Source organism: Streptomyces sp. NPDC003393 (genome assembly GCF_053589015.1).
The window spans coordinates 57,325-73,647 of sequence record NZ_JBSFRB010000035.1 but is presented as its reverse complement, the minus strand read 5'-3'; the positions used below and the strand labels follow the sequence as shown (position 1 = coordinate 73,647).

General features: G+C 70.1%; 12 protein-coding genes and 1 pseudogene. 10 read left to right on the top strand and 3 right to left on the bottom strand.

All coding sequences use genetic code 11. The features are described 5' to 3' along the window. The first annotated feature begins 50 nt into the window (after positions 1–50). The 10 genes from ACWDUZ_RS28155 (at position 51) to ACWDUZ_RS28110 (ending at position 12,050) form a co-directional block, all read left to right on the top strand. Positions 51–497, top strand: coding sequence for a phage tail protein (locus ACWDUZ_RS28155; RefSeq protein WP_451634594.1), 447 nt, complete (start codon positions 51–53; stop codon positions 495–497). Then, entirely contained in the window at positions 497–1,000 is a 504-nt protein-coding gene (locus ACWDUZ_RS28150; protein ID WP_451634593.1) for a hypothetical protein, read from the top strand. The genes ACWDUZ_RS28155 and ACWDUZ_RS28150 overlap by 1 nt, the downstream gene beginning before the upstream one ends. Next, positions 997–1,155 (top strand): DUF6760 family protein, encoded by a 159-nt coding sequence (locus ACWDUZ_RS28145; RefSeq protein WP_451634592.1) that lies wholly within the window; start codon positions 997–999, stop codon positions 1,153–1,155. Before ACWDUZ_RS28150 ends, ACWDUZ_RS28145 begins: the two co-directional genes overlap by 4 nt. A gap of 3,357 nt (positions 1,156–4,512) precedes the next feature. Continuing rightward, on the top strand, positions 4,513–4,935 hold the full coding sequence (locus tag ACWDUZ_RS28140; protein ID WP_451634591.1) for a phage tail protein: 423 nt from the start codon (positions 4,513–4,515) through the stop codon (positions 4,933–4,935). 17 nt (positions 4,936–4,952) lie between these two features. Continuing rightward, positions 4,953–5,678, top strand: a complete 726-nt coding sequence (locus ACWDUZ_RS28135) for a CIS tube protein (RefSeq protein WP_451634590.1) — start codon at positions 4,953–4,955, stop codon at positions 5,676–5,678. Continuing rightward, positions 5,678–7,579, top strand: a complete 1,902-nt coding sequence (locus ACWDUZ_RS28130; RefSeq protein WP_451634589.1) for a VgrG-related protein — start codon at positions 5,678–5,680, stop codon at positions 7,577–7,579. The genes ACWDUZ_RS28135 and ACWDUZ_RS28130 overlap by 1 nt, the downstream gene beginning before the upstream one ends. A gap of 31 nt (positions 7,580–7,610) precedes the next feature. Further along, entirely contained in the window at positions 7,611–8,051 is a 441-nt protein-coding gene (locus ACWDUZ_RS28125; protein WP_451634588.1) for a GPW/gp25 family protein, read from the top strand. Further along, positions 8,051–10,012, top strand: a complete 1,962-nt coding sequence (locus ACWDUZ_RS28120) for a putative baseplate assembly protein (protein WP_451634587.1) — start codon at positions 8,051–8,053, stop codon at positions 10,010–10,012. The genes ACWDUZ_RS28125 and ACWDUZ_RS28120 overlap by 1 nt, the downstream gene beginning before the upstream one ends. Beyond that, entirely contained in the window at positions 10,012–10,605 is a 594-nt protein-coding gene (locus ACWDUZ_RS28115; RefSeq protein ID WP_451634586.1) for a phage tail protein, read from the top strand. Before ACWDUZ_RS28120 ends, ACWDUZ_RS28115 begins: the two co-directional genes overlap by 1 nt. Next, on the top strand, positions 10,602–12,050 hold the full coding sequence (locus ACWDUZ_RS28110; RefSeq protein WP_451634585.1) for an NADase-type glycan-binding domain-containing protein: 1,449 nt from the start codon (positions 10,602–10,604) through the stop codon (positions 12,048–12,050). Before ACWDUZ_RS28115 ends, ACWDUZ_RS28110 begins: the two co-directional genes overlap by 4 nt. Before the next feature lie 526 nt (positions 12,051–12,576). Here the strand turns inward: ACWDUZ_RS28110 and ACWDUZ_RS28105 are convergent. The 3 genes and pseudogenes from ACWDUZ_RS28105 to ACWDUZ_RS28095 all read right to left on the bottom strand — a co-directional run. Further along, on the bottom strand, positions 12,577–13,887 hold the full coding sequence (locus ACWDUZ_RS28105; protein WP_451634584.1) for an eCIS core domain-containing protein: 1,311 nt from the start codon (positions 13,885–13,887) through the stop codon (positions 12,577–12,579). A 1,476-nt stretch (positions 13,888–15,363) separates the two neighbouring features. Continuing rightward, a complete protein-coding gene (locus ACWDUZ_RS28100) occupies positions 15,364–15,855 on the bottom strand; it encodes a RidA family protein (protein ID WP_451634613.1) in 492 nt (163 codons plus the stop codon). Positions 15,856–15,858: 3 nt separating this feature from the next. Next, a pseudogene (locus ACWDUZ_RS28095) lies at positions 15,859–16,212 on the bottom strand (VOC family protein); the annotation flags it as partial. Positions 16,213–16,323 lie beyond the last annotated feature (111 nt).

Here is a 16,323-nt window from a genome sequence, read left to right as displayed (position 1 = left end):
CCTTCGTCTCCCATTCCCATTGAAGTGACTTCCAGAAGGACAGCGAGCACATGAGCCTCCAGCCGGGTGATTCACTCACCTCACACAATTTCGGTTTGCAGATCGACGGGGTGATGGTCGAGTACCTCGCCGAGGTCAGCGGTCTCACCATCGAGCAGGACGTCATCTCGTACCAGCAGAACAGCGGGACCAGCGGCCACAACACACCGGTCAACATGCCGGGGGTGAAAAAGAACGGGATCTGCACGGTCGTTCGCGGTATGACCCAGTCGGCCTCGTTCACCCAGTGGATCAACCAGTCCATCACCGGGCAGATGGCAACGGCCCGCAAGAACGCCTCGATCATCGCGATGGACTACCAGAACAACCCGGTGAAGCGCTACCACCTGCGCAACGCCTGGTGCAGCAAGATCGACGCCAGCCCGCTGAAGGCGGGCGAGGCCTCCCCGCTCACCGAAACCGTCACCATCTGCTTCGAAGAACTGGTCATCGAGTAATGCGGCGTACGCCTGCCAGAGCCGGCGCCGCCACCCACTCCGGTGCGGACGCCTTCGCGTCCGCGGAAGCGGTGGCACCGGCGCCGGACACCGCGCCTGCATCCGCGGTGGCGCAACCGCCGCAATCCGAGCGGCTGCGCACGGAGTTCCCTTTCCAGCTGCCCCGGGGCTACGTCGACGAGCAGGGCACTGTCCACCGGGACGGCCTGATGCGTCTGTCCACGGCTCGGGACGAACTCATCCCGCTGCGGGACATGCGGGTCCAGGAGAACCCCGCCTTCCTGTCGGTGGTGCTGCTCGGGCGGGTCATCACGCGCCTCGGCACGCTCCCCATGGTCCACGACGGAATCGTGGAGAACATGTTCGCCTCCGACCTGGCCTTCCTGCAGGACTTCTACCGCCAGATCAACGCGGAGGGCCACACCCGCGCCACCGTCCAGTGCCCGCACTGTGCAGAGCCGTTCGAGGTGGAACTCGGCGGGAGCCGCCTGGGGGAATCGTGACGTACGCGACCGACCGACTGCACGAGGAGATCGCGTACGTCGCCTACCACTTCCACTGGAGCCTGGAGCAGATCCTAGATCTGGAACACCACGACCGCCGCCGCTACACCGAACAGATCGCGTCCCTGGTGACACGGGCCGAGACGGAGGGCTGAGCGGTGTCTTTCCTGGACCGGTTCCGCAGGCGAACGGGCGACGGTGCTGACGGCGCGGCATCGTCGCCGCGGCGGACCACGCCGGCAGACGGGCCCACGGATGCTGGTACTCCGGCGGTGGGCGTCGCCTCCTGGCGGGGGCTGCCGCCCATCCAGCGCGCCGCGGCCACCACCGGTCGTGTCGAAGTGGCCGACTCCGGGTTCGGCGGGCGGCTGCCGACCTGGCAGAACCCATCGTTCATGAGCGCGAAGTCCTACGCGGTCCTGGACGGGCGGTCGAGCACGGTCCTCGGCCGCGCGACACACCCCAGGTCGGGAGACTCCGTAGCGGGTCTCGAACACCCTGCGGGGACTTTGTCGTTGGCGGGCCTGGAAACGCCGGGCACCACGGTGCAGCGGGCTCCGGTGGTCCCGTTGTCCGCGGTCGCGCCGGAGGCGACGAGCGCGGAGGCACTGACGCGCGTGCCGACCACCGGGTTCGCGGCGACGTCGAGGGCGGTGCGGAACGACGCGGACGCGCCAGGAGCCGCCGGCCGGACACCTGCCGCGAATGCGGCGCAGGAGAACGGGCCTTCCTCCGGCCGGACCGCATCGGTCCAGCGGAGGATCCCGGACGATCCGGTTTCCACCGCACCGGTACGGGCGTCCGGCGTGACCAGACCCGAGACGTTCGTCGTGTCGCCACAACTGCCGTCCGCCCCCGCGGCGACCCCACGGCCGTCTGTCTCCGGTCTCCGGGTGACACCAGTCCCGTCCGGCCCGGCGCCCGCGCCGAGGACTCTGACGAAGGCGCGGACCCTTCCGGCGGCGGTGCAGCGGCGGACGCTGCAGGCTGCCCGACCGCATCCCACGCCCGCGGGCGGGTCGGCCTCCGTAGCGAGGTCCGCGCCCAGCGCGGGCGGGCCGGCACAGCAGGCGGGTACGGCGCCGGCGGGCAACGGCCCGGACGGCCGGGCCCGCGGCGCCGAAGCCGTGCCGGACGTACCGCGGGCATCGGCCACGGCCCCCGTCGGCCTGGGGGCGGAGGTGACTGACTCCACCGCCGTCGCCGGGCCACCGGAAGCCGGCACTCCTGCGGTGGACGGCCCGGCAGCGGGCCGCGTTCCTGTCCAGAGGTCCATGACCGGCCGCGCCGACCAGGGCGGCCCTTCCGCCCAGTCCGCCGCGGGTGTTCTCTCCGGCCGGTCCGACGGGCTCAACCCTTCGGGCCGATCCGACGGACGCGCCCCTTCCGGCCGGTCCGTCGGCGGTACGGCGGACGCCGTGTCGACCGGAGACGTGTCCCGCTCCGACCGTCCGGCCCCCACCACCGCCGTGTCGCGTTCCATCGTCCCCGACGGCCCTACGTCCGGCGATCCCACTGCGGCGACGTCCAGCCATCCCGCTCCGGCATCGGAATCGGCCGGTGATCGCCGTCGGGATGGTTCCCTGGGGCAGCCCGTCGTCGAGGTACAGCGGGCCGCGCTTCCCCCGGGGCCACCGGCGAGCGCACCATCATCACTCACGACCGGCTCCGCACGCACGGTGAACACAGCAAACACATCGGCTGCTCGGACAACTCCAGCCACACCGACGGACTCCGGCAGCGGCAGCGGGTCCTCGGCCGGACGTCGTCCGGCCGAGGAGCCGGCCGCCGCTCCGGCCGCCCCGACACGGTCTATTCAACGAAGCGCCACCCGCCGCCCGGTCCCTCGCCTGGGCCTCGGGGCGCCGATCTCCGCAGGGCCCGCCGCCGAAAGCCCGCCGGTTCGCCCGGCCCAGCCCGCTCAGCCGACGGCGTCGCCCCGGCCAAGCCCCTCTTCGAACCGACCGAGTCCTTCGGCCAGAACGAACGCACAGATCCCGTCGCCCCCCGCAACGGGAACGATCCCACCAGCGCAGCCGAGTACCCCGGCCCGACCGGACCCCACGATCCAGCGACTCCACTCCCCTCGCCCGTCCCCCGCGCCCCGGCAGAACCCCCATGGACATCCAACCGGCCACCCGGCTGCGCAGGCTGCTCCGCTGTCCGGTCCCGGCGGGGCGGTCCAGCGGATGACGCCGTCCCGGACAACGCCCACGACCGGATCCACAGCACCGGTCCAGCGCGCCCCCGCGACCCGGACGACCTCACCGGTCCAGCGCGCCCCCGCGACCCGGACGACCTCACCGGTCCAGCCCGCCCCCGCGACCCGGACGACCTCACCGGTCCAGCCCGGCGCTCCGGCCCGGCGGCAGCCGTCCACCCGACTGAACGTTCCGGGGCGGCCGGCCCTCTCGGCCGGCCCCGGTCCGAGGAACCCGTCGACCTCACGGACCCCTTCCTCCGACCCGGGCACGCCCGCCATGCCCGCATCGCAGGCCGGCGCTCCCGTCTCTCCGCCCGCCGGATTTGCTGCCCCCCATCCCGCACACGCGGCTCCCCCCGTCCAGCGCACGCCCACCACGACCACGACCACGACACTCACCACGACCACGGACACGACCAGGCCCACTCGCCCCCGCTCGCGCCTCGGCGCTCCCCTGCTCACGCGGCCCGCCCGAGCCGTGCCCGTGGCCGATCCCTCCCTTCCGGCGGCCCACACTCCCGCCCCGGCACCCCGCACACCGGCTCGGGTCCTTCCGGCAGGAGTGGAACGCGCCCTTCCCCCGACGCCCCAGCCCGCCCTCCTCACGGCCCCCTCGTCTCTCACACCCGCGGCTCCCCCACCTGTCACGCCGCGGCCGGCGTCGTCGGCACCCGGCACTCCTGCCGTTCAGCATGCGACGGCACCCGGCACTCCTGCAGTTCAGCGTGCGACGGCACCCGGCGTGCAGGCGCCCGTGCACCCCCCGCTGCCCTCGCTCCCGGCGCCACTGCCACCCCTCACGCAGAGGTCCGGTCGCACCGGCGCATCACGTCGTCCGGTAGCCCCTCTCTCTCCGCACCCCGCAGCACCCCCCGCCCCGCTCCCGGTCGCCCAGCGCCTCAGCGAAGCCCCCCAAGAGCCCAGGTCCCCGGCACCGCACTCGGCTATCGGAGCCCCCGGCACCGGCGGCCCGACCGGACCGGTCACCGTCGCCCGACGAATCACGCCCTCGCGCGCCTCCCCGTCCCGCCCCCACGTCCCACTCCCGTACTCACCACCGGCGCACGAACCACCCCCGCACTCGCCGTCCGAGGACGGACCACCGGGCTACGCGGAAATCCCGGCGGCCGGATTCGACCCCCGCGAGCTCACCGACTTTCAGCTCGACGAACTCGTGCACCGGATCACCGGCCGCATCACCCGCCTGATGCGCACCGAACTGCGCCTGGACCGGGAGCGGATCGGGCGGCTCCGCGACCCCCGCCGCTGACCAGGATCAAGACAGCATCGACAGAAAGGCCTATCCGCGATGTCCCGCCAGGACCCGGGCTCAACCGTCTGGTTCAGCCTCAGCATCGACGGCGAGAGCCTCGGCTACTTCAACGGATGCGAGGGGCTGGCGTCCCAGGTGGAGGTGGAGCACCGCCAGGAGGGTGGCAACAACGGCTTCGTCTGGGCGCTGCCCACCCGGGTCACGTTCTCCACCATCCGGCTGACCCGCCCGCTCACCCCGGACACCGCCAAGGTCGCCAGGTGGATCTCGTCCGTACAGACCGGGATCAAGCGGCCGACCGCCCAGATCGCGGCGCTACGCGCGGACGGCTCCGAAGTGGCCCGCTGGGGACTGATCGAGGTGCTGCCGGTGAGCTGGACGGGCCCCACCCTCGACCCCGGCTCCCCGGCCGTCGCCAACGAGGTGCTGGAGATCGCCCACCACGGGTTCACGGACTGAGGGAAGAGTCAGCAGACATGGCCAAGGGCAGCAAGGACGGAGCGGGCAAGAGCCTGGTGCGCGCCACGCTCGCGATCCGCCAACCGCCGAAGGGCAAGAGCCGCAAGCCCGGCGGGAGGATCGAGACATTCAGCTTCGACTTCAACCCGGCGCAGTTGTCGATGACCCGCCGCGCCCAGTGGAAGGTCACCCCGGCCCAGATCGAACGGAGCGGTCCGCTACCGGAGTTCATGGGCTCGGATCCACGTGAGATGAGCGTCGAGATCTTCCTCGACTCCTCCGACGATCCGAGCAGCAACACCGTCCTGAAGAGGGTCGAGTCGCTGCTCGCCTGCTGCGAAGTGACGACCGCGAGCGTGGGCGCCAAGCAGCCCTCGCCCCCGTGGGTCGTCTTCCAGTGGGGAGCGTTCTCGACGGCCCGGTTCACGGCGTACGTCAGTTCCGTGGAGGCCAACTACACGCTGTTCTCGACGACCGGTGTCCCGATCCGGGCCACCTGCCGGCTCCAGCTGCACGAGATTCCCAGCCGGACCAAGGGGCAGAACCCGACCTCCGGCGCGCTCACCGCGCAGCGCGTGCACCGGGTCGTGGCGGGCGACTCGCTGCAGTCACTGGCCTGGCGGGAGTACGGCGACGCGGCTGCCTGGCGCGCCATCGCCGAGGCCAACGACATCGACGACCCGACGCACCTGCCGGCCGGCCGGGAACTGGTGCTGCCGGCCGGTGAGGAGGTGCTCCTCTGATGGTGCAGTCCGCTTATTCCAATGTCGTCGAGGTGAGGCTCGGCGGTGCCAAGCTGCCCACGGAGTTCGCCTCGGACCTGGTGGACTGTTACGTCGACCAGGGCGCCGGAGTCCCGGCCGCCTTCCGGCTCACCTTCCGGGACCCCTACCGGCTGCTCCTCGGCAAGCTGAACATCACCTTCGGCACCAAGGTGGTGCTCGCGCCGGTGGCCGACGGAGCGGGGGCCGCCGATCCGCTGCTGACCGGTGAGGTCACCGCCCTCGAGGCCGACTACGACGGCACCGGATCCTTCACCGTCGTCCGCGGCTACGATCTGGGGCACCGCCTGCTGCGCCAGCGCCGGGTGGCCGCCTACCGCAACCAGAAGGCGTCCGACATCGCCCGCAAACTGGCCGCCATGGACGGCGTGCCGATCGGGCGGATCCAGCCGACGAAGACGGTGTACGAGTTCATCAGCCAGTCCAACGTCACCGACTGGGACTTCCTCGCGCGGCTCGCCGACGAGAACGAGATGGTGATGTCCATCGACGCGATGGGCAAGTTCCAGTTCGTCCGTCCCAAGCCGGCCTCCGGCGCGCCCTCGCCCAACACCGACGGTGACAAGAGCCCGTTCGTCCTGGAGGCCGGTCACGACATCCTGCGGCTGCGGGCGTCGGTCACCGCCGCCGACCAGGTGGCCAAGGTCCGGGCCCGCGGGTGGGACGTGACCACGGGGAAGCAGCTCACCGCCACCTCGCCCGCGACCGCCAACCCCGGCATCAGCATCGGCACCACGCCGGGCACGGCAGCCGGCAGGTTCAAGGCGGCCACTCTCGTCGAGACGAGCACGCCCTACGACAAGCAGAGCGAGGTGAACTTCGCCGCCGAGGCCCTTGCCGACGACGTGACCGGTTCCTTCGCCGAACTGGAGGTCGTCGCGCGGGGGAATCCCAAGCTGCGCCCGGGAGTCCCGGTGGCACTGGCACACGTCGGGAAGCCCTTCGAGGGCAAGTACACCGTCACCTCCGTACGGCACGTCTTCGGCGACGGCAAGCACTACGAGGTGTGGGTCACCGTCAGCGGGCGGCAGTGGCGTTCGCTCTACGGACTGGCCTCCGGGGGCGCGGACACCACCCCCCGGTTGCCCAGCGTGGCCAACGCGGTGGTCACCGACGTGAACGACCCTCTCAAGCAGGGGCGGGTCAAGTTGCGGTTTCCGTGGCTGGACGACAACTACATCAGCGACTGGACACGGACCGTGCAGATGGGCAGCTACGGCGGCGGGGTCTTCCCGCTGGACGTCAAGGACGAGGTGCTGGTCGCGTTCGACCGGGGGGCGCTCGATCATCCGTTCGTGATCGGCGGCCTGTACAACGGCGACGCCAAACCGACGGCCGTCAGTGAGCCGCTCCACGACGCCACACGCAAGAAGGCGAGCCGGCACACCATCTCCGACCGGGACGGGAACCGTATGGACCTGCTCAGCCAGAAGACCGGCCTGCGCAAACAGGGGGTCCGGCTGATCTCCGGCGACAAGCAGCTGACCATCAACCTGGACCGGACGAAAACCGAGATCGTCGTGGACAGCAAGGGGACGGTCACGATCAAGGGCAGCCGTTCGGTGTCGGTGGAGGCCGGCACCGACCTGTCACTGACCGCCCGGCGCAGCCTGACCATCAAGAGCGGCGGACCGCTCAGCATCCAGGGCGGCGGCATGGTCAACGTACGCGCCGCGGGCCGGATCGGCGTCAACGCTGCGGGCGTCCTGAACCTGACGGCCGCCGGCATGGCCAGTCTCACCGGCGGCGGCACGGTCCAGATCACCTCGGCCGCCAACACGACGATCAAGGCGCCGACCACCCTTGTCGGGTCCCCCGTCTTCGGCGTCACCACCATCCCCGTGCCGATGGTGATCCCGTGAACCGTGGTGAGAGAAGGCAGGTGCGGTTCTGATGGCCGAGCAGTTCGTGGGATCCGGTTGGTCGTTCCCGCTGCGCATCGGGCCCACCGGGGGGATCGCCCTGGTCAGCGGAGAGAAGGAGGTCGAGGAGGCGATCCGGCTGGTGTTGTCCACCGCGCCGGGCGAACGGCCGATGCGGCCGGACTTCGGCTGCGCGATCCACGACCTGGTGTTCGCTCCGGTCAACGAGCAGACCGCGGGCCGCATCCAGCACGAGGTGTACGAGAGCCTGGACCGCTGGGAGCCGCGTATCGAGGTCGACGACGTCGAGGTCACGGCGGGCTCCGACCAGAGCGTTCTCTACATCGATGTCCACTACTCGATCCGCGGCACCAACAACCCGCGCTCCCTCGTCTTCCCGTTCTACGTCATTCCGTCCCACGAGGATCCCGACGCCCCCGGCGCGGGCGACTCCCCTGAAAGCGACCGCTGATGGCCCTGCCCTCCCCCAATCTCGACGACCGCCGCTTCCAGCAGTTCGTCGACGACGCCAAGCGCTACATCCAGCAGCGTGCCCCCGAGTGGACCGACCACAACGTATCCGACCCCGGGGTCACCCTGGTCGAGACGGTCGCCCACATGGCCGACCAGATCGTCTACCGGCTCAACCGGGTGCCGGAGAAGAACCATCTGGCGTTCCTGGACCTGGTGGGGATCACCCTGTTCCCGCCGAGCGCCGCCCGCACGGAGGTGACGTTCTGGCTGTCGGCGCCTCAGGAGGAGCCCGTGGCCGTGCCGGTCGCCACCGAGGTCGCCACCGTGCGGACCGAAAGTGACGACGCGGTCGTCTTCGCCACCGAGCGGCACCTGACCATCGTGCCCTGCGAGTTGGGCCATCTGCTGGTGCAGCACAAGGGCGAGTCGCCGGTCCAGCGGACCCACGACCTGGGCGAGCAGGACAAGGACGTGCTGTGCTTCGCCGAGTCGCCCGACCCCGGCGACTGCATGCTGCTGGGCCTGTCCGCCGCCGTACCGCACTGTGCTGTCGTGCTGGACCTGGACAGCCGGGTGGACGGTGTCGGTGTGGACCCGCGTCAGCCGCCGCTGGTGTGGGAGGCATGGACGGCGGACGGCTGGCGGCCCTGCGAGGTCGACCGGGACGGCACAGGCGGCCTCAACCGCCCGGGTGAGGTGGTCCTGCACGTGCCCGGCGGGCACATGCTGTCACGCAACGCCGGTCAGGAGGCAGGCTGGCTGCGCTGCCGGGTCACCGAGCCGCTGCCGGGCCAGCCCTTCTACACCACCTCCCCGACGATCCGCTCGGCGGAAGCCTTCACCATCGGCGGCACCACCGGTGTCATACACGCCGAGACGGTGTACGACGAGGCGCTGGGTGAGTCCACCGGGCTGCCCGGGCAGCGGCTGCGCCTGGCGCACGCGCCCGTGGTGGGTGACGATCCACCGGTGCTGCTGCAGACCGCCGAACACGACGGCTGGACCGACTGGGAGGTCGTTCCGCACTTCGCGGCCTCGGGACCGCACGACCGGCACATCACCCTGGACGCCACGACCGGAGAGATCGCCTTCGGTCCGGCCGTGCGCGAACCGGACGGCTCCCTGCGGCAGTACGGGATGGTCGCCCCGAAGGGTTCGCCGATCCGCGCCCGCCGCTACCGCATCGGCGGCGGCCGCGCCGGCAACGTGGCCCGGGGCGCCGTACAGATCATGCGCAGCTCCATTCCGTACATCTCCGAGGTCGTCAACCGCGAGGCGGCGCGTGGCGGGGTGGACGGGGAGACCGTGGCCGAGGCGAAGGTCCGTGCGCCGATCACGCTGCGCGCCCAGGAGCGCGCGGTGACCCTGCGCGATTACGAGGAACTGGCGCGCCGTGCGGCACCGGAGACCGCCCGTATCACCTGTCTGGAGGGCGAGGAAGAGGAGCACGGGGCGTACGCCGTACGGGTGCTGGTGGTGCCGCAGGCAGTCCCGGACCCGGGCGGCCGGCTCCGCTTCGAGCAACTGGTCCCCGGCGATGGCTTGTTGAGCCGGATCACTCGGTACCTGGACGAACGGCGGCTGATCGGTACGCGGCTGGCGGTGGGGCCGCCGTACTACCAGGGCGTCACGGTGGTGGCCACGGTGCACGCTTTCCGCGGCGTGGAGAGCGAACGGGTGCGGCGGGAGGCGCACGACGCCCTCTACCGCCACCTCGACCCCCTCACCGGCGGTGCGGACGGCACCGGGTGGCCGTTCGGCCGCCCGGTTCAGTCCGGCGAGGTGTTCGCTGTGCTGCAGCGCGTACCGGGGGTGGAGCTGGTCGACCAGGTGGTGCTGCACCCTGCCGATCCGCTGACCGGCAAACGCGGCGAGGCGACCGACCGGATCGATCTGTCACCGCCGTCGCTGGTGTTCTCCTTCGACCACCGGGTACGCGTGATCGGGGACGACTCCTGATGCGCGGCTCCATCGACGGTCTGGGCTCGTCCATGCCGATCGGGGCAATGCTGCCCAGCGTGTTCGCCGACGACGGCCTCGCACAGCGGTTCGTCGCCGGCCTCGACGACGTGATCGCGCCGCTGCTGAACGTGCTCGACTGTCTCGACACCTACTTCCGGCCGTCCCTGGCCCCGCTCGACTTCGTGCAGTGGCTGGGCGGTTGGGTCGGGGCCGAGACGGACGGCACGGAACCGGATCCGCGGCTGCGGGCCGCCGTGGCCGCCGCCGCGTATCTGCACCGGGTCCGCGGTACCCGGCACGGGCTGGCTGAGGCGATACGGCTCGCCTTCGGCGTGGAACCGGAGATCATCGAGAGCGGGGGCGCCGCCTGGAGCGCCCGCCCGCTCGGCCCGGTACCGGGCGAACCCCGTCCCCGGCTCCACGTGCGCCTCCAAACGTCCGACCCGACTCCCGCGGATCTGCACCGCCTGAACGTCCTGGTGGCCGCCGCCCGGCCCGCCCACATGCCGTACACGGTCCAGGTGACCGCCGGCGAACCTGCCCCACCGGCCCCGCGCGCCGGATCTGCCGAAAGGACACCGGAGAGATGACGACCACCCAGAGCTGCGCCGAATGCGGCAGCCGCGCGGAACCGGGCCAGTCGTTCTGCGAGGCCTGCGGGGCAGTGCTGAGCTGGGGAGAACAGGAACGCGCCGCGGCAGCGGCCGGCCGGGGCGGGGCCGCTCCTACGCACGCCACGGCCCACGCGTCCGTGGCGGCTTCGGACGTGCGCGCCGTGGATGCCGTGGGCGGTTCCGGCTCGGTCGGCGGTGACCCCGGCGAGACGTCTCCCGTGGCGTCACCGACCGAGCCTGCCGCCCCCGCCTCGCCGGACTCGTCCGACTCGTCACCGGCCCGAGGCGGCGTTTCCCCGCGCAGCGGTACGGACCCGTCTCCCCCCTCCCGCGACCCGCTGAGCCCGGACACGGCACCCCCGCATCCCGGCGGCGGTTCGGTGTCACCGGCCCCCTCCGGTCCCGACAGCCCCGGTGACACCTTCCCCGACCCCACCGGCACCCTGACCTCGGACGACACCTCCCCCACCGTGCCCGTCGCACCCGCGCGCCCGGCATCGCACACCGGCGAACCGGAAGGCATGACCACCCGTGCCCGCCGCCTGCTCGTCCCCGTCGCCGACCCCGAGCCCCGTCCCGATGAACCCGTCTCCGTCACCCCGGTACTGCCCGGCCGCCCGGTCCCCCGGCGCCCGCAGGTCGTACAGGGGCCGGGCGAGGAACCGGGCGCGCTGGGCGGGATCCCGTGCCCCTGGTGTGCCACACCCAACCGGCCCGATCGGCACTTCTGTGTCCGGTGTGCGCTGCCCATGGCCGGGGACGGGCAGGTCGCGGGGCGGCTGCCCTGGTGGCGGCGGATCCTGGCCCGCGGCGATCGTGACGCCCCGTGGGCGGGAGAGCGTCCCCCGCTGCGCCGCGCTTTCGACCGCATCCTCGGGTGGTTGGGTGCGGCGGTCGTGCTGACCCTGCTGATCGTGCTGGCCGTCAACATCCCCAAGGGGGTCCAAGCGACCCGCGACCACTTCGCCAGGCGTGCGCCGGTCGCACCGGACCGCTGGGCCGCGTCCCGCTCCTTCCCGGGCCACAAGCCCGCGTCGGCGTTCGACAATATCAACAACACGTGGTGGGGCCCCGGGGTGTCCCAGTCCGGGCAGGGCCAGTGGATCGAAGCGCGGTTCGACCAGCCCACCCGGCTGCTCGACCTGATCATCACGCCGGGAGAGTCGCCCCGGGCCGACAAGATCTCCCACTCGGCTCTCCCGCACCGCATCGAGGCCCGGATCACGCACCCCAGCGGAAAGACCGAGACGCGTGGCATCACCCTCGACCAGGGTGCGGGTCCTCAGCGGCGCGCCTTCCGGGTCGGCGAGGTCATCGCGGTCCGCTTCACCATCGAGTCCTCTTACGGGATCTCCGCACAGAAGCAGGTGGCCATCGCCGAAATCGAGTTCTTCGGTCCGTCGCACAGCGGCAGGACTTGATCCGAGGCCGCCACCGACCGGACCGGACCAACTCCCTGTTCCTGCTCCAAACCCGGGGGGATCCGTCCTTGCCGGAGAATGACGGCGAGGGCGGCTTCCGGTCGGTGACGAGGAGGACTTCGTGCCGCACGCCAACGGCTCCGTGGGCGTGCGGCACGAGGTATCCGCGGATGGCCTCGGATACCTGGGCCACCTGGTTGGTCCGGCGCGGGTCTGTGCTGGTGGATGTGGGTGATCGCTGGGTGCCCGTCCCGGCGGCGGCTCCCAGGTCCTTGATTGTGGGGCGGGACCCGGACGGACCGGGTTCGCAGACGAGAGCCGGACGACGGTCGGCAGCGCCTCGAATCATCATGCGAGGGCCGGCGTTTGGACAGATGGAAAGTCACATTACGCAGGGACCGGCCGCAGCACCAGGACGATCTGCCATTCGGCCTCCTCCCTTATGCCCCGACCACCGAGAGATCGCCCGGACAGGAGGACCCGTGTGCGACCGATCAGGTCTACCCGGAGGTGAGAGGATGGCGTCTCAGACCTCGCCGTCGTGGGCACTCTTGCCCTTGTATACGTACGCGGAACTGGGAAACGTGGAACGGTTTCCCCCCTGGTGCGCCCCCTCTTCCCGATTGAAGTAGCTACGCACCTCCACCGAGCGACCGTTGTTCTGCGTTGTAAATTTCGAACCGACTGTGGGTTCCGTCATGAACTGTGCCGGAATTTCGGTGATGCCCGCATTTCGTGCTGCGATCACCCGCCGGTGATCAGAAGAGAAGAGGCGCTTCCTGCGTTCCGGCTTGACACCAAGCCCAGGATCCTTGGTCCCTGTGGCAGGGAGTCGGGCAGGGGAACTTTCCCGGGAACTGTGTTCGCTGTCGCTGTCCCATTTATGCCGTCGCATGTCGGTCGCGACGAGCCCGATCGGGGGCAAGTGCCTCGCTCGCTTCGGGTCCTCCTTCAACCATTCCGTTGTGGAATCCATGCTTCTACCGTCGGCGAACCTGTCGGCGATTCCCGCATGCATGGTACGGATACGCTGAGGATCGACCACAAACGGGGCGCTACCCGGAGCATGCTGCTCTTGCAACCGCGTGATCGCGTCGGTGTTGTACGGCTTATTCACCGCCGATATCTGGCGAATCACATACGGTTTCTCCTCGTCCTCCGGCCGGCCTCGATACGGATCGTTCATCTTGCGCCAGTGCTCGTTCCTCCTGTCACCAGACGGCCTCCTTTGCACCGTGGAGGCGACAGCAGGTTCAACTTCTTTCCACGCGGCGCCTTCGCTGCTGCCGCCCTGCGCGGCCAGGCCGGCCTCCAAGGCATTCCGCACTGGCACGGGGCCGGCCATCACTCGCCTGGCGTTGTCTTCAGCCGCTCGCTCGAAGCGGTCCCCGGGGTCGCTGACGCGCAGTCCGCTTCCGTTGTCAGTGCCCGAGACCGGACCCTTGCGCTGCTGGATGACATGCGTCAACTCGTGCGCGAGGGTGTGCTTGTCCGTGCCCCCCGCACCGATGACGACATGGCTGCCCGAGGTATAGGCGCGCGCGCCGATTTCCTCCGCGGAGCGCTGCGCGGTGAGGCCGGAGTGGATCCTCACATCGGAGAAGTCCGCTCCGAGCCGTGCCTCCATCTCTGCGCGGAGAGGCCCGCCCAGAGGCGTTCCGCCTGAGCGCAGCACCTCGTGCACGGCCGAACGCTGTACGGCTGGTGCATGCCCGCAGCCCTCGTCGTGACGGTGACGCTCTCCCTCCAGTGACCTGGCCACCGCCGCATTTCCTGCGAACCGTTGCAGAGCAAGCACGTTGTCAGGGGTGATCGTCCGGTCTGGATGAATGTTCATCGTGGCACCAGCGCGGGACCCGGGCAGCGGCCGGGCGCGGGGTGCCGCTCTCGCGGCATCGCGGGAAAGCTCGTGGGAATGCATGGGGTTCCCTCTGTCCTCGTGCTTCGGTCAAGCGGTGATCGAAGCACGGGAAGCGGCGGGCTGGAAGGGCTATCAGGGCAGCGGAATAGGCCATTCATGGGTGCCCGTGCACACCGGCGGCTGGTGCTGCCTGGGACGCCGCCGCCTCGAGGTCGCTCCGCCACGGCACCGCACGGGCCGCCGAGAGTGCGGCGTCGGCCACGTTCAGTTGCTGCTTCGTGGCCTTCGGCTGCAGTTCTCCGGATTCACCACTGGTGTCGTCATCGCTGTCGACCCCTCGGGGTCGCTGCCCGGGTCCTGCGCTGCGAGGAGGGTCTGCTGAGCGGCGCTCATGAGAGGACCATCCCTTCTGCAGCCCTCTTCGGTAGGGTTGTGACCTCTCGGTCCCGGCGGGTGCATGGCTTGTGGCGCGAGCCATTCGATGGCCACTGTGAGTTGTGCCAGCCCCGCCGGGCCGAGGCCGTCTGACCGGCATCAGGGACACGCCCCGCAGAGGGCCGATCAATGAGCTCCCGGCAGACGTCCTCACCACCGGGCAGGTGCTCCGCGCACGACACAGGAGTACTCCTTTCGTGTACATCGGATGGGACCGGGCCGGACAGTGACGTCAAGCCCATGGGACACACACGAGCGGGCCCCGACACGGTGGTCGGTCTGCTCGGAGCAACCACGGCCTCAGGGCCGAGCAGCCGCTCCGACCGGGTGGGACACATCGGCGCCCGCGTCCTGCACGCGCTGCTTCCCGGGTGCCGCAGGCGACTGTCCGCCCGCATCGTCAGGTGCGGAACCTCCCGCCACAACATCTGGAACCGCGACGGGCGCCCACGCGACAGCACCCCGATCACCGCCATCGAAATCACCGTGTACCCACCAGCCCTGCCCAGCGCGCAGGACCCGGGCCGGGTCCTCCCCGGCCGCTGTGGCCAGGTCTGCCAGCTCTTGGCCGCGAACTCCAACCAGGCCATGCACACCCGGAACATCTCGCGGCATCTCGACTCGAGCTCCCCCTTCGGAACGCCCCCTCAGCAGCCTCACCGCGCGAACTCTGCTACTGGGCCCACAACGACCGGCTCATCCGCACCGACCGAACACCGACAAGATCATCTCCTGACACCTGGACACCGCCGCCGAGCGCTTGTGGTAACGCCGTCCGCGTTCCAGGCGGTTACGGCTGGTCGACCGAGGCCGATGTCGAAATGCCACTTCGGTGAGACCCCGTTGATGACGTAGGTGAGAGCACCAACGAGCTCCAGCGCAACGTCATCGAGCCAGCTCAAACGGGGAAGTCTGAAGGCATGAACCTCGGGTCGGCGAAGAGTGGGGTGTTCCTGCCTTGTGCGCGAACGGTCGCCCTCGCCCGGCTGGAGACGCGAGAGGGAGCCGTCGGACATGTCACCGGTCCCGAACCTCGACCTGGATCTCTATCTCCACCGGGGCGTCAAGGGGCAGCACAGCCACACCGACCGCGGAGCGGGCATGGACGCCATTCTCGCCCAGCACCTTCCCGAGCAACTCACTGGCGCCGTTGACAACGCCGGGCTGCTCGGTGAAGCCCGGAGCTGAGGCAACGAAACCGACGACCTTCACCACACGCACGATTCTGTCGAGGTCACCCAGGACGGACTTCACCGCGGCGAGCGCGTTGAGCACGCTCACCGTCGCGAGCTCCTTGGCCTGCTCCGCGCTGACCTCGGCTCCGACCTTGCCGGTGATGGACAGTGCGCCATCTACCATGGGCAATTGGCCGGAAGTGAAGACATACGCACCCGAGCGCACGGCGGGTTGGTACGCGGCCAGCGCCGGCACAACATCCGGCAGCTTCATGCCGAGTGCCGCGATCCTCTCCTCCACCGCGCTGACACCGTTGTAAGTACTGAGTTCCACAAGGTTGCCGTCCGGGTCACGAATGTAGACGCTGGTGATGGGTCCGCCAGCACCTGTCCTCCGTACAGGCCCTTCCTCGACTTCCACGCCCAGCTGCCCCAGCTCCGTCACGACGTCGTCGATCGGTTGACGCACGATCAGGCAGACATCAGCGCTGCCAGGTACGGGGCGGTGCGCCTTGGGCTCGAATTCCTTCCCCGCTTGGTGCAGGTTGATCTTGCTGGACCCGAAGACGAGGGCGCGCCGCCCGCCGCCGAAGGTCACGGACTCCATGCCAAGGACGCGGGTGTAGAAGTCCGTTGTGACGTCAAGGTCGCGGACAACCAGAACTATGTGGTCAAAGTGATCCACCTGCATGACGTGCCACCTTCTATGGACTGACCGGCCAGATTCGAACTTGATATTAGCGTAATACGGTAATCTGACCAAGGGTCGCCGCTGACCTGGAGGGCACTCTCATGGAATGCC

Excerpts from the sequence above, each read along its gene's own strand:
- ACWDUZ_RS28150 (WP_451634593.1), top strand. The coding sequence starts at position 497 with ATGCGGCGTACGCCTGCCAGAGCCGGCGCCGCCACCCACTCCGGTGCG.
- ACWDUZ_RS28125 (WP_451634588.1), top strand. The coding sequence starts at position 7,611 with ATGGCCGAGCAGTTCGTGGGATCCGGTTGGTCGTTCCCGCTGCGCATC.
- ACWDUZ_RS28120 (WP_451634587.1), top strand. The coding sequence starts at position 8,051 with ATGGCCCTGCCCTCCCCCAATCTCGACGACCGCCGCTTCCAGCAGTTC.
- ACWDUZ_RS28135 (WP_451634590.1), top strand. The coding sequence starts at position 4,953 with ATGGCCAAGGGCAGCAAGGACGGAGCGGGCAAGAGCCTGGTGCGCGCC.
- ACWDUZ_RS28155 (WP_451634594.1), top strand. The coding sequence starts at position 51 with ATGAGCCTCCAGCCGGGTGATTCACTCACCTCACACAATTTCGGTTTG.
- ACWDUZ_RS28115 (WP_451634586.1), top strand. The coding sequence starts at position 10,012 with ATGCGCGGCTCCATCGACGGTCTGGGCTCGTCCATGCCGATCGGGGCA.
- ACWDUZ_RS28140 (WP_451634591.1), top strand. The coding sequence starts at position 4,513 with ATGTCCCGCCAGGACCCGGGCTCAACCGTCTGGTTCAGCCTCAGCATC.
- ACWDUZ_RS28105 (WP_451634584.1), bottom strand. The coding sequence starts at position 13,887 with ATGAACATTCATCCAGACCGGACGATCACCCCTGACAACGTGCTTGCT.
- ACWDUZ_RS28130 (WP_451634589.1), top strand. The coding sequence starts at position 5,678 with ATGGTGCAGTCCGCTTATTCCAATGTCGTCGAGGTGAGGCTCGGCGGT.
- ACWDUZ_RS28110 (WP_451634585.1), top strand. The coding sequence starts at position 10,602 with ATGACGACCACCCAGAGCTGCGCCGAATGCGGCAGCCGCGCGGAACCG.